This window comes from Legionella erythra, assembly GCF_001467615.1.
Lineage (GTDB): Bacteria > Pseudomonadota > Gammaproteobacteria > Legionellales > Legionellaceae > Legionella_C > Legionella_C erythra.
The window spans coordinates 343,721-357,604 of record NZ_LNYA01000003.1 but is presented as its reverse complement, the minus strand read 5'-3'; the positions used below and the strand labels follow the sequence as shown (position 1 = coordinate 357,604).

Sequence of the window (13,884 nt, the reverse complement as noted above, 5' to 3'; positions counted from 1 at the left end):
ATCGGTGGATGGGACAATTCCTTTTTAGAACATTTGCTCAGTTTGATTGAAAATTGAAGTGCGTAGGCCGTGCATCATTGTTTATCAAGCTATAGTCTTTAATTCTCCCTTAAGCTGTTTTTGTTATTCTGAGTGCAATCGAGACGTATGAGTTATCCTGGCATGGCGGGTTATGCGGTTTTAAACAATGAAACGATGGAGTATATTTTAACGCAATCATTTGCAGATATAGAAGTCGTTGAGCCTAATCCACTCTGTAGGGAGCGATTAAAATATTGCATTGAGACAATCAAGGGCGATTATAAAATTCTCGTTATTCTGACCCCCATTCAACAGGGTTTGGGCAGTGCCTTGGCCAGTTTGCGGGCGAATATCCCTGAATTTAGACAACAAAAGGACCGCTTTCATGTTCTCGCTGGCGTCGTCGGCAATGGCGTGACCGAGCGTCATATCGTCAGCATGTATATGCCGCCTAACGGCGATATTCATTTTTTTGATCCTAAGGCAAGCGATCCTCAAAAATTCTTCTCGGATGAACGGGGGTTTAACTGGCGTCGGCTGCTTCCGGCCTTATGGAATGCCTTGTCTTCAAGGCCGCAATCGTCTTTTACCCTGCATGATGGGCAGGAAGAGACCAGGCCTGCCGTGCATTCCGCTTTGGGGACCCAGTCTTTTTTTGATGGGGTTTCCTGCGGTTATCATCATGCATCGCAATTGCTGGCCCTGCGAGAATTGATAAAAGCAGGTAAAGCCGTCACGGTTGATGGCTTGCTTGGTAAACTCAAAAACCCTGTCAGCGAGACTGCCAATAAATTAGGGGACTCCCCCTATAAGGCGCTTGCCGATAATCATTTTTTCTCGTTCATGAAAAAAGCCTGGCTGGACACCTACCTGCCTGGTCTAAATGGCAAAGCGCGTCAAACCTTGCATTTTGGTCATTATTTTATGGGTTGGCCCTCCAAAAAGGGCATTTTCCGTAAGGTGGTGTATGTCGTGACGCTGGGTTTTATTGTGAATCCCTTAATCAATGCCATCAAACTGCCGGAATTACTGGCCAATGGCTTGTCAGAATCGTTTAGTTTTCTTAAAAATCAATTGATAACCTGGGCGCCAACGCATCCGGCGACCCAGTTTCTGCGTAGCGGCCTGTTATTAAGCACCCTCACCCTGCAGGGGTTGTTTAAAGGCCTGTACTTTGCGATTCGTACGGTGACGTCTCCCATCACCAGTTTTAAAGAAGCCTGGCGCATTCATCCCGCGCTGGGTATTTTAAGCGCGGTGGTATCATTAGCGGCTTATGCGGCCTTGGTGTACTTTGCCGCACCGGTTATTGTGCCAATGATCATGGCCGCAAGTCCTGCCGCTGCTCCGGCTTTCAATGCGCTGGCTTACCCTTTGGTGCAGTTATTCGGCCTGATGGGGCTTTCGTTAACCACGGCCACGGCAGCCGCCGGCACGCTAACTCTGGGCGCTGTCCTTTTGCAGGCGGGGAAATTATTATTGAATAAACTGATTGATGGGGTGGAAAAATCGGATAAAAAAGCAGTAAACCATTCATCCGCAGAGAATCAGGTTCTCCCGAAAGGCAGCAATGTCGAAGCCGCTTTTAAAAAATCACCAGAAGGGCGGAAGACAAGACATACTGCAGAAGACGATTTTAAATACCTGGATCCTGCTTGGGAATCTGCTGACTCGAAGGAGATTGATTTATCCCCAGAGTCTAGCGGCGATGATTTCGAAATCATCAATCCTGCTATGGGAAACGGCCATCCTGGCTATGTCCCTTCTTAACCTGCTTTAAATAAGCCGATAAGGATTTTAACCATTGAAGGGTTTTCTGGTAACCCTTGGTTTTATCGGAAAAAGGCCTTAATCGCAGCAATTCATACTCACGATAATACTGGCTGAGTTTCATGCGTAAGGCAGGAAGCCTAAGCCCCAATGCCCGCAGTTGACTATTTAAGGTGGTGGGTGGAGCGACGTCAACCCCTAAGGCTTTAAGCAGCTTGTGTAATCGTGCGTGTTCGCGCGCCATGGGATCCCGGTACCGCTGCTGCCATTGATAAATCAGGCTGCCGATTAATAAAAAAGCAAGCAGGGCAGCAATAGACACCTTGATCAGAGTTTGTCCATCCCAATGGTTAAGGCCAAGCTCTTTTAAAAAAGCGCGTTGATTGTCGTAATTATAGAAAAGCAGCCACCTCTCCCAGAAAAATTGCAGGGATTCAAGGAACAAGCCAGTCTGCGCAAGCCAGGGGAGCGATCCTTCCTGAGTCCACTGGGAGGCGAGTGCATCACCCTGTTTATCCCGGATGGCCCGGTCAATCCGCTCAGGAGCAATGTAGAGTGTGGGATCAAAACGCCGCCATCCTTTGCCGTCTTGCCAGTATTCAAGCCAGGCATGGGCATCATTTTGCCGTACAGTCAGATAGTGGGACAGGGGATTCCATTGCCCGCCATGATAACCCACCACCACCCGGGCTGGAATGCCAACCGACCGCAGGATAAAGGCTACCGAACTGGCATAATACTCGCAATAGCCTTTGCGTTGTTCAAACCAGAAATAATCCATTTGATGGAGGCGTCCCGGGCTATTGACCGACAGGCTGTACCAGAAAGGTTGACTATGAATGTAATTCTTCAGGTGGGTAATAAAGGTTTCTGTATCGCCATGGGCCGCGCTGAATGCCTGTTTCGCAAAAGCACGTAATCGCGGGTTGCTTAAAGGCGGTAAATAGGTATTGATTTGCTTGTCTCTGAGGGAAATGGGCAGATAAAAAGGCCTTTTTTCAACCACGGCATAGGCAAACCGTTGATAGACCGCTCTATCCCCCGGCTGCACAAGACCAAGCCCTGGCGCATACAGCAGGTTGGGATTGGCGGCATAGGGGTAGTCCTGATAAAAAAGCCATTTTTTCTGGTGCGGTTCAAGGAGAATCTGATAGTCGGCTGTTTGCCCCTGAGGAATTTTTTCAAGGGGTGGAAAGTAGGTGCTGTCGCGGTGCCGGGCAGTCCAGCGCCAGCCATCGTAATGGCTGAGCACGATCCCACGCCAATAAAGGGTGGGCAGGAAAGTCGATTTAAACGTCACCCGCATGACGATGGAGTCATCACTAAAGAGTTCCGTCATTTTGTCAAGGTTGAGTTCCTCATTAAATCCCAATTGCCCCCGCGATATGGAGGGCACTTGCCATAAGGGGTTGGTCAACCGTGGAAAAAGGTAGAAAACCACCAGTGTAATGGGAATCGCCAACAGCATGTGCCTGACAATCAGCTTGCCCGCAAAGCATGTGGGCACTTTGGGGGCAAAGAGTTTAAGCATGAGCAACAGATTGGCAAAGACCGCGATTAGAAGATAAACAAAAATCCATAGCTCCTGATAGAGAAGTACTGTCGTCAGGATTAAATAGAAATTACAGAGAATAATGATCCGCAAGTCACGCAGGCTCTGAAGCTCCAAACTTTTTAGGGCCACGAACAGCAGTAAAAAGCCAATAAAAAACTGCCCTGACCACAGGGTACCGTATTGCCAGAATAACAAGCCCAGGTACAGGGCAATTAAACCGATTTTTACCCCGCCTGACGGTAAAGGAATGGGGTAATAGCTCACGAGCAGGCGATAGCCGATGGCGCTTAAAGCCATCAATGACAGCAATAAGGGCATGGTCATCCCGTGCGGCAAATAGCAGAGCATCATCACCAGCAGGGCGAGACGCAGGGTTGGTGTGTGCGTTGTCAAATCCATCAGTAAAGCGCCAGTTGGCGTAAACATTGTTTCAAATGATTGGCACCGTGAGAGAACTCGGTGCGAATCCCCTTTAATTCAAGCCCATAGACCAATCCCTGTTGCTCTGCTTCAATCAGCCAGTAACTGACATGCTGCAGTTTCTGTTCAATGTCCATGGACGGGATGTCATCGAGTTTAAACAACCATAACCGGCCCTCTGGGTTGCTCATGGTTTTAAGATACCAACCCTGACCGCGGGCGGCAATTTTCCAGGCGATGCGGTTGGCCTGGGTCCAGGGATTATTCACCGGTTTCAGATTTTCCAGATCCTCAATGCCCGCCTTGCTTTTCTTATTGCTGCCCTCATCGCTTGATACCGCGGGCGGCGAAAAACCGGGGGACACGGGTTCGGGGTAAACATAGTAAGACTTGTCAAAAAAAGCATATCCCCAGGTTCGAAACAGGCCAAAGGGAAAAACACTGCAAAACTGGACAGGCGGCAGCATAAAACAACCGCGCCGGCTGGCTTGCAGATAAAGGCTGACCTGCCCCCCTTCTGACGGCAGATAATCAATGGTTTGATCATCTTCTGGGTGAATAGAGCATTGCAGGCTAAAGCGCGGTCCGCGCGTGTTTTTAATCGATAACCGTACCGCCACAGGCGATCCTCTGGGCACATCGGCAATCTCCGTGCTGGTGATTGTCAATCCTTTCAGATTGGCATGGGTTGCCCAGGCGCTGATCATGCCGATAACCGCTAAAAAGAAAGTAAATAAAAAAATAGCACTGATTTGGTAATTAATAGCGCAGAGAAAAAGGGTTAATAACACAGCCCCATAGGCCAAACCAAAGCGTGACGGTAAAATGTAGAGGTTGGCATTTTCCAGGTGTTGCGGCTCGCCTGGGGCGTTGCGCTGCCTTGCCCATCGAAACCAATACTGTTTGATGCGGTAGGCCATGCGTGTGTTCAAAGCGGGACCTCAACATGATTAAGCAGCATCTCAGCCGGGGAATGGTGGATATGGGATTGTTTAATCACCAGGCGATGATTGACGACAGCAGGCAGCACCGCCTGTACATCGTCCGGGCGGACAAAATCACGTTCCTCGGTCCGGGCATAGGCTTTGGCTGCCTTAACCAGCGCCATGCCCGCGCGCGGACTTAAACCGTGGTTGAACCAACCCTGGTAACGGCTGGCAGCCAACAGACTTTGAATATAATCCAACACGGTTTCGGCGACATGGACTTGCAGGCTTTGCTGTTGCCAGGTCAGAAGCTGTTCAATGGTGCTGACGGGTGGTTGGTCAAATAGTTTGCCATTTTCCGGCAGTTTCAGCAGTTGCCGCTCGGCATCGGGAGGCGGGTAACCAATACTTAAACACATTAAAAAGCGATCCAGTTGCGATTCGGGCAGGAAATAAGTTCCGGTCTGATGGGAGGGATTTTGAGTGGCAATGACGAAAAAGGGTTCAGGCAAGGGCTGTGTGCCGTTTTCAGTTGTGACTTGCCGTTCCTCCATGGCTTCAAGCAAGGCGCTTTGGGTTCGTGGTGTGGCGCGATTGACTTCATCGGCAAGGATGAGTTGTGAAAAAATGGGACCGGCATGGAAGCGAAATTGCTGCGTTGTCGCATCAAATATCGATACGCCGATTAAATCACTGGGCAGCAGGTCGCTGGTGAACTGGATACGGCGGTACTGCATACCGGTAAAATGCGCCAGGGCGTGGCTGAAGGTGGTTTTACCCATACCCGGAATGTCTTCAAGGAGTAAATGCCCATTGGCAAGCAGGCAACTGACGCCTAGCCGAATGACCTCTTCCTTTCCGTAAAGGACTCGGCTAAGTGCTTGTTCCAATTCTTTAATCATAGAAAAAATCATCCTGATTCTTTTAGTATTAGTATAGGAAGAGTTGCCGTTCTGTACAGCCAGAGCGTGGAAAAAGTTTTAGGGGAGGGGAGGCTCCAAAGCCGTTTGCCAGCGTCTATACTAATAGCAATAAACGGTTTATTTTGACAGGTTTAGCGATAACCCGACAGGACGTTATGAAAAAAAGAGCAGCTGTTAATCATCTGGCATGCGAACATAAGGTTATTCTATCGTGCCAAAAAATATCCTGAGATCGCAGATTAAGTTGCTTTATGATCAAATTCCCGTGGCGTTATTTGGGGAATGCCTGGCTGTTACCTCTGTTTGTGTCGCTTTATGGACTGTTTTTAACCAACATGTGTTAATCGGTTGGCTGGTTTATATGTTTATCGCATCAGCCGCCTGGCGGGGCTATATCGTCTGGCGTTACCGCCACCATTATGAAACGCGTAGTCAGAAAGCCTGGTTAATCCTGTTTGTTATTGGGGTATTGATTTCAAGCGTTGGCTGGGGATTTGCCGCGGGCGTTTTTATTACTGTCGACAGTGTATTCCAGCAGAATTTTGTCGTGATTGTGCTTTTGGGAATTACGGCATCGGCCAGTTCTTATTATTCTCCCATTCGTTCGGTGTACATCGCCTTCCTGTTACCGGCTGTTCTACCTTATGCGATTTGGCTTTTTGCCCAGGGCGGGGATAATATTCTTCTGGGGTACTGCGTTTTTCTTTATATTTTTGTCATGTTGGGGTCTTCGCATTACTTAAATTCCCTGGTGGTGTCCTCGCTGGAACTGCGTTTAACCAACATCGATTTGGGGTTTAATAATCAGCTTTTGGAAAAAAAGGTGGCGGAACGCACGAATGCGCTGGAGAAATCATTTGATATTCTGCGTGCCAGCCTTGAATCGAGCGAATTCGGCGTGCTGGTGGTTGATAATCATGGCCACATTGAATATTTTAATCAGACTTTTCTGGATATGTGGGAAATCCCTCAGGATTTAATCACGGGGTATAATTATCAGGATATCAGCCAGCATATTTTATCCAAACTGGAAAACCCGGACATGTATGCCCGTAAAATGGAGCATTTTCATGAACAGTCAGCGCATGAATGGATTGATGAATTAACCTGCAGGGATGGGAAATTTTTTGAACTCTATGTCAAACCACACGGAGCGGACAAAGGCAAGGCAGGGCATATCTGGCAGTATCGCGATATCAGTGAACGCAAACAAATGGAGCATCAACTGGCCTATCAGGCTAATCACGATATTTTGACGGGTTTACCCAACCGCACCCTGCTCTACGATCGCATTGAGCAGGGCATTGTCTACGCCCAACGTTTTCAAAACCATTTAACGTTGTTATTCCTGGATGTGGATAATTTTAAAATCATCAATGATTCACTGGGGCACAATGCCGGGGATCAGCTGTTACAGGAGGTGGCTGTCCGCTTAAAGGATTGTGTGCGCAAAAGTGACACGGTATCCCGCTTTGGCGGAGATGAATTTGTCATCCTGTTCATGAACAGCCATAGGGAAGACATCACCGTCCTGGCTGACCACATCCTCAATAAGGTGACCCAACCCATTAAACTCAGCGGCCATGATATTGTGGTGACGACCAGCATCGGGATAAGCACCTATCCTCATCACGGTAAGGATGCCACCACCCTGCTTAAAAATGCCGACATGGCCATGTATTTTGCCAAACGGCAGGGGAGAAATAATTACCAGTTGTATGATGAAGAAATTAATTACCAGTCGCAAAAGAAACTGGAAATTCAAAGCCAGATCCGTAATGCTATAAAAAACAAAGAATTTTTTTTGCTTTATCAACCCATCATCCACATTGAAACCGGCGAAATTTGCGCTGTGGAAGCGCTCATGCGCTGGCAACACCCCGATTACGGTATTCTTTTACCCAATGATTTTATCATTGCTGCTGAAGAATGCGGATTAATTGTGCCTTTAGGAGAATGGGGGATTAGAACCGCCTGCATGCAGAATGTCGCCTGGCAGAAAATGGGGCTGCCGCCTATCCGCATGGCGGTTAATGTGTCCGGCGTACAGGTTAAACGGGAGGGGTTTATCGATACGCTGGAGGATATCTTAAAGCAATCCAGAATGGATCCTGGCTATCTTGAGATTGAATTGACTGAAAGCACCCTCATGGACAATACCAAGAAAATCATTTCCTTGTTGCTGAAACTCGATTCTATTGGCGTTGATTTTGTCATTGATGATTTTGGTACAGGCTATTCCAGTTTGAATTACCTGAAAAAATTCCCCGTGAACAAGCTTAAGATCGACCAATGCTTTGTCCGCGATTGCACCAATGACAGCAACGACGCCTCCATTGTGGAGGCGATTATTGCCATGGGGCATGGGTTGAAGCTAAAAGTGATTGCCGAAGGAGTCGAGAACAAGGAGCAGCTGCAGCTGCTTAAAGAATTGGGTTGTGATCAGGGGCAGGGCTATTATTTTGCTGAGCCCCTGAGCGCCGATGATTTTGCCGACCTGCTCTACCAGAATACCCAGCGCGCCATCGCGTCGCGCTAAGGCTTAATAAGGCTTGCGATAAGGAACATACACTGGTTCCCAAATGTGTGTGCGTAGGCATTGTTCAATGTCTGCCTCGGTTTTGTAATCGGCCAATTCACTTTTTACCGCTTCTTTAGCCACTGCGAGCGCAACCTGGTAGGATACTTCCCGCACCTCGTCAAGCGGGGGCAGCAGGTTGGCGTTGGGATTTTGCCGCGCGGGGGAGCAACTGGCTAAGGCTTTAGCTGCTGCCATGAACATTTTGTCCGTGACCCGTCTTGCCTGTACGGCTATCAAACCAAGGCCCATGCCCGGGAAAATGTAGACATTATTGGTCTGATCAATACGGAAATCCTGGCCTCGGCGCTTGACTATTCCAAACGGGCTGCCCGTGCCAATCACGGCACGATCGTCAGTCCACTGGATTAAATCCTGTGGGACAGCTTCACTGCGGGAAATCGGGTTGGAAAGCGGCATGATAATTGGACGTTCCACATGGGCTGCCATTTCCCGAACCAATTCTTCGGTAAAGAGGTTGGGTTGGCCTGAAACACCGAGCAGGGCATTGGGATGTAAGTTGCGTATGACGTCTTTCAAGCTGATTTCAGCATGATTATCGCATTGCCAGTTTGCAATGGCGGCGCGTGATTTTAACAATTGTTGCTGGAAGGGCAGGAGGCCGGTCATGCCTTCGAGCAATAAGCCGTTGCGGTCAATCATATAAATCTGCGAACGCGCCTGCGCTTCGGAAATGCCGTCCTCAACCATGGCATGCACAATCAATTCAGCAATGCCGCATCCAGCTGAACCGGCACCGACAATGACAATGCGTTGCTCACTCAATCGAATGCCGGTGACCTGAACGGCGGCAAACAAAGTGCCAGTCGCGACGGCCGCTGTTCCCTGAATGTCGTCATTGAAGGTGCATAACTGGTCACGGTAGGTGTTGAGCAGGCGGGTGGCGTTTTGCAGCGCAAAATCTTCCCATTGCAACAGGATATGAGGAAATCGCTTCTTCAACGCCTGAACGAACAGATCAACAAACGCATCATAGTCCTGATCGCGTACCCGCTCATGGCGCCAACCCATGTACAAGGGATCCTGTAATAAATCGCTGTTGTTGGTCCCGGTGTCGAGTAACACCGGCAGGGTAGAAGCCGGATGAATGCCGGCGCAGGCACAATACAGCGCGAGCTTGCCAATGGGAATCCCCATGCCTCCAGCACCCTGATCGCCAAGACCGAGAATGCGCTCCCCGTCAGAGACTACAATGGCTTTGACGTTATCAAAACGGGGATTGGCAAGAATCATGTCGATTTTGTCGCGGTAGGGGTAAGAAATAAACAAGCCGCGTGGGCGGCGGTAAATATGACTGAAGCGTTGACAGGCTGAGCCCACGACGGGTGTGTAGACAATGGGCATGATTTCGGTGATGTGCTCACACAGCAAACTATAAAACAAGGTTTCATTGGAGTCTTGCAAGTCACGCATGTAAATGTATTTTTCCAATTCACTGGGTTTGCTCTTAAAGGCTTCATAGGAGCGGGCGCGTTGTTGGGCGAGATTGCTTTCTTCCGGTGGCAGCAGGCCGAATAATTTAAAATCCACCCGTTCCTGGTTACTGAAACCGGAGCCTTTATTCAGGATGGGGTTGGTTATCAGGGCGAAGTCCGTTGTTTTCACTTCGTAATAGATTTGCCCGTTATCATCCTTTAATTGTTTATAGTCCATCGAATTCTCCCTGAATAATGGCTTACCTTAAGTCTAGAGTTAAATGCTACTTTTTGTTTAATTTTTCGGTGATTTCTTCGATACTTACCGGTGATCCGAAATAGGCCCCTTGCCCGTAAGGGCAACCGAGCCGGATTAGTCGTTCAACGGTTGCCTCATCCGGAATGCCAGAGGCCATGACCTTTAATTCAAGGGCCTTTGCCATTTGAATGATGGTATGGACAATGCGTGTTTTCTTTTCATCCTGTCCCATTTTGATGACGAAAGATCGGTCAATTTTTACTTCGTGGATGGGAAAATTGGTCAGGTAAACAAAGGAGGTATAGCCGGTTGAAAAATCCTTAATGGAAATTTGAATGCCCAGTTGCACTAGCGGCATCAAGGTATGCAGAGCGCGGGCCTGATCACTCAAGCATGCTTTTTCAGTTAAGGACAATTTCAAGTATTTTCCTTCAAGCTGATGAGCGCTTAGCAAATCCTTAATCATGCTGACTAATTCAGGATCGCCAATATCCATAATGGACAAATCGACTTCGCCGTAAAGAAGGTGTCCTTCTTTATGCCAGATAGATAATTGTTTTATCAATGCTTTTAGCGAGAAAAACGTGACTTTTTTGGCATAGCGGGTATCGTTCATCAGTTGAAAGAGTTTTTCCTCATTTAAAATTTCCCTATCCGCCAAATCCAGTTTAACCGAGCCTTCGACGCCTACAATATTGCCTGAGGCCAGTTCAATATGAGGCTGGAGCTGGATAACAGCCTGTTCGGCATCCATGATTTGTTCAAATTCATCCAGCATTTCACGATTGATGGTTGTTCGTTCCTGGATGTCTTTGTGATAAATGGCATAGGGCTTGCCTTCTTTCTTGGCAAAATAAATACTGTCGGTGGCATGCATCATCAATGTTTCAGCTTTGGTGCCGTGAGTTGGATAAAGGGCTGCGCCAATGGTGGTCATGATGTTCATATTGATGCCCTCAATCATGAAATTGACCGAGGTGTATTCCTGAATCCGATGCAGCAGTTCATCAATATCCTGATCGGGACTTAAGCGTGGCAGGAGGATGGCAAATTCATCATTCCTTAAACGGGCAATCACATTCATGCCCATGTAGGCCTCAAGCATAAACGGTTCAATCAGCAGGCTTTTTAATTTTTCGGCAAACTGTTTGAGAAAACTGTTGGAATGAAACGTACCAAACGTGTAGCTTATTTCTTTAAAGTCGCTGATGCTCAATACAAATACCGCTGCTCTACTGGCCTGGTTTTCCTGTTCAATTTGCGTGATGGCCTGTTTGATTCTTTCCACAAACAGCCTGTAATTGGGCAGGTTGGTCAGGCTGTCATGGGTGCTTTCGTATTTGAGTTTGATTTCAAGATCATCTTTTTTGCTGGTTAATTCCCGTGTTTTGTCCCGCAGGATGGTTTCAGCCTTGTTCACCAGGCCATAGCAGAAGGATTGCCCCCAGTAGGCAAACATAAAGGGGGTGAGATCCAGAGCCCAAATGGCCGGGTTGGTGGTTTGAGCGAGCACGATGCTCTCAAGCGAGATGCTGCCCGTGATTTGATAGGCGACTATCAGCGTTGCGGTTAAAATACTGCCCATCGAAATCAGCAGGCCAAGCATGGAATAACGGTTCACATGGCTTTTCAAAACATCCGAGTTGAGAATGGACATGGTCGCGTCACTTTTTCTTTTTCTTGATAACCTTATGTCGACAGGATTTAAAAAACCTTTACAGTTGAATTTGCCAGAGCCTTTAAACGCTGGCAAATAAGAATAGGTGCTAGAAGGTTAAAACCGGCGTAGTATCAGGACGGGAAGCCGCGGCATTGAGTTCAATAAGGTGATGCTCCAGGGTTTTGGTCCATCTTTTTAAGGATTGACAGGTTTCTATTTTTTTCACCTGGAAAAAGTCGGGTGCAAGACCTGCATCCTCCAATTGCCTTTGTAAGGTTTTATCAATTCCCGCCAGCAAGCAGCGTTTGACGCTGCTTGCGCAATTGTTGGTGAAAAACGAATAGGCTTGCCCGTTTTCCTCTTCCAGAGCCTTAAGGATTTTCTTTTCATCAAGCCCGATTGTGTTTGAATCAGCCACAGGCAAGTACAGGGTCAGATCGGGGTGGCGACCGACCGTTGTCTCCGATTTTTCATTGATGAATGCATTTTCGCGTAAACTGAGATCAATGTATTCTGCGCGTAAGGCTTTAAGATAGCTCTCATCTCTGCCATTGAGAAGGAGGGTGGTGTCGTCAATCTGTTTTTTAAATGCAACGCCTTCCTGCTGCTGACGCGATAATTGCTCTTGTAGTTCCTCAACATTGTGCGTGTAAGCGAGGTTCATATCCTTTTCAGACTGCAGCAGTTTTTTTTCCTTTTGCTGAAGCCGCTCTTGCCTTCTGGTCAGTTTATTCATTTCCCTGGTTAATGTCAGAAACTGCTTATTGGATTGCTCATCACGTTGCTCCAGTGTATCCAGGTAACGAAGCACCGTTTTTTTCCTGGATAATTGCTTTTGGGTGATTTTTTGCCTTTCTTTGTTTTTTTGCAAATCCTCTTGCAGCGGCTGCATCGCCTGCATATGCTGGCTAGTAAGAGTTTTCTTTTGCTGCAGCAGTTTTTCCTGTTTCAGACCATTGGCTTTAAGATTGGCCGTGTAGAGAGTCAACGTGTTATGGAGTTCGTTTAGTTCGCCAAGCTCCTGTTTTAGTGCCTGCTGGCGCCGGTGCAGCGGGTTGTCCCGGTTATATTGCAATGAAGGATGGGTCATCGTGATCGGTTTAGAAGCCGTCTCTTCAAGCAGCATATCCTCCTGATGGGTTTTAAATTCCGGTTTAATCCCTTTAACCCGGGGTTTGCTGTTCGTCATTTTGAAAAATAATTGTGCCGCTTCTTTTATCAGTTTGGGGCGCTCGTCAGGCCAGAAACTGAGCGTAAAACTGTTGCATCGGACCAATTGGGGCTCGAGGGATGCGTGGTTTTCTTTCTTTTCAGCTACAGGTACCGCGATGGTTTTAAGCGTAGCTTTGCCACGCAGGGGCTCTAAAACCGTTTGAGAATAAGCAAAATGAGGGGAGTGGTCAGTAATTTCCAGTTGCAGGTTGGCATGCCCGATGTGTTCATTATTTTCCTGGGAAGCTAACAGCGGCCCAAAATAGCTGTGGGTAATGCGGTGGTTAAACAATTTGGTGGTTGAAAGCCAGATGTTGACGGTAATCATAAATACAACTCTTAGGAAAATAACAAATCTTACAAACTACTTTACTTTAGCAGTTTTAGATTAAGATAAAATTAATAAGGCCTTTAATGCCTGTACCTAACGCCCTGATGCGGGCCCCTAAAATAATCAGGTAATTGCCTGATGGGCATCCACCGACACGGGTCGCTTTTCCCACCGTGAATCGGAAGTGGTTTGATAATGAAGGAATTTATTCAGTAAATCCAGAGGCGAATGATGAGTAAGAATCGCGTGGCGGCCGCCGCTGTTTAAAAAACCTTCCGCGACCGCGTGATCCAGAAATTGGAGCAGGGCATCATAATAACCGGCTGTATTCAGCAGGCCGCAAGGCTTTTTATGATGACCAAGTTGCGCTAAAACCATCATTTCAAAAAATTCATCCAGGGAGCCGGCGCCGCCCGGCAGCATGAGAAAACCATCTGCGAGTGACGCCATTAACCGTTTCCTTTCGTGCATGGAGTCGACCACATGAAGGCGGGTTAATCCGGTATGGGCAATGTCGACGTCAACCAGCGACTGCGGAATCACGCCGATGACCTTTCCTCCCCGGTGAAGAAGGCGGTTGGCCAGCGTCCCCATAAGCCCAACCCTGGCGCCGCCATAGATTAAGGTGATGTGTTTATCGGCCATGACATCAGCCAGAGCATTGGCCTGCTCGGCATAAACCGCCGAATGCCCGAGTTTTGCGCCACAAAAAACAGCCAGTGTATTCATATTTTCCAAAAATCACGATAGAAACCGGGAAGAATACATTGTTTTGTAGAAAGTCAATAGCAGG

9 protein-coding genes are annotated in these 13,884 nt (G+C 47.8%); 2 read left to right on the top strand and 7 right to left on the bottom strand.

Going from position 1 to position 13,884, the window contains the following annotated elements; translation table 11 throughout:
- The first annotated feature begins 147 nt into the window (after positions 1–147).
- Positions 148–1,791, top strand: a complete 1,644-nt coding sequence (locus Lery_RS02755) for a hypothetical protein (RefSeq protein WP_131750922.1) — start codon at positions 148–150, stop codon at positions 1,789–1,791.
- Here Lery_RS02755 and Lery_RS02750 read toward each other — a convergent pair.
- From Lery_RS02750 to Lery_RS02740, 3 genes are read right to left on the bottom strand one after another with little or no spacing between them, the layout of a single operon-like run.
- Positions 1,754–3,745 (bottom strand): transglutaminase TgpA family protein, encoded by a 1,992-nt coding sequence (locus tag Lery_RS02750; RefSeq protein ID WP_058525712.1) that lies wholly within the window; start codon positions 3,743–3,745, stop codon positions 1,754–1,756. The genes Lery_RS02755 and Lery_RS02750 overlap by 38 nt on opposite strands.
- On the bottom strand, positions 3,745–4,698 hold the full coding sequence (locus Lery_RS02745) for a hypothetical protein (RefSeq protein ID WP_237759128.1): 954 nt from the start codon (positions 4,696–4,698) through the stop codon (positions 3,745–3,747). The genes Lery_RS02750 and Lery_RS02745 overlap by 1 nt, the downstream gene beginning before the upstream one ends.
- On the bottom strand, positions 4,695–5,594 hold the full coding sequence (locus Lery_RS02740) for an AAA family ATPase (protein ID WP_193392294.1): 900 nt from the start codon (positions 5,592–5,594) through the stop codon (positions 4,695–4,697). The genes Lery_RS02745 and Lery_RS02740 overlap by 4 nt, the downstream gene beginning before the upstream one ends.
- A gap of 232 nt (positions 5,595–5,826) precedes the next feature.
- Between Lery_RS02740 and Lery_RS02735 the strand changes: the two genes are divergently transcribed.
- Complete coding sequence (locus Lery_RS02735; RefSeq protein ID WP_237759127.1) at positions 5,827–8,154, top strand: putative bifunctional diguanylate cyclase/phosphodiesterase; 2,328 nt, start codon at positions 5,827–5,829, stop codon at positions 8,152–8,154.
- Between the two features lie 3 nt (positions 8,155–8,157).
- Here the strand turns inward: Lery_RS02735 and Lery_RS02730 are convergent, their stop codons facing one another.
- The 4 genes from Lery_RS02730 to Lery_RS02715 all read right to left on the bottom strand — a co-directional run bounded on the left by Lery_RS02730 (position 8,158) and on the right by Lery_RS02715 (position 13,820).
- Entirely contained in the window at positions 8,158–9,867 is a 1,710-nt protein-coding gene (locus Lery_RS02730) for an NAD-dependent malic enzyme (protein WP_082657100.1), read from the bottom strand.
- Positions 9,868–9,913: 46 nt separating this feature from the next.
- Entirely contained in the window at positions 9,914–11,545 is a 1,632-nt protein-coding gene (locus tag Lery_RS02725) for a bifunctional diguanylate cyclase/phosphodiesterase (protein WP_058525709.1), read from the bottom strand.
- A gap of 109 nt (positions 11,546–11,654) precedes the next feature.
- Positions 11,655–13,088, bottom strand: coding sequence for a hypothetical protein (locus tag Lery_RS02720; RefSeq protein WP_058525708.1), 1,434 nt, complete (start codon positions 13,086–13,088; stop codon positions 11,655–11,657).
- Positions 13,089–13,214: 126 nt separating this feature from the next.
- Positions 13,215–13,820: an LOG family protein gene (locus Lery_RS02715; protein WP_058525707.1), complete on the bottom strand. Its 606-nt coding sequence runs from the start codon at positions 13,818–13,820 to the stop codon at positions 13,215–13,217.
- Positions 13,821–13,884 lie beyond the last annotated feature (64 nt).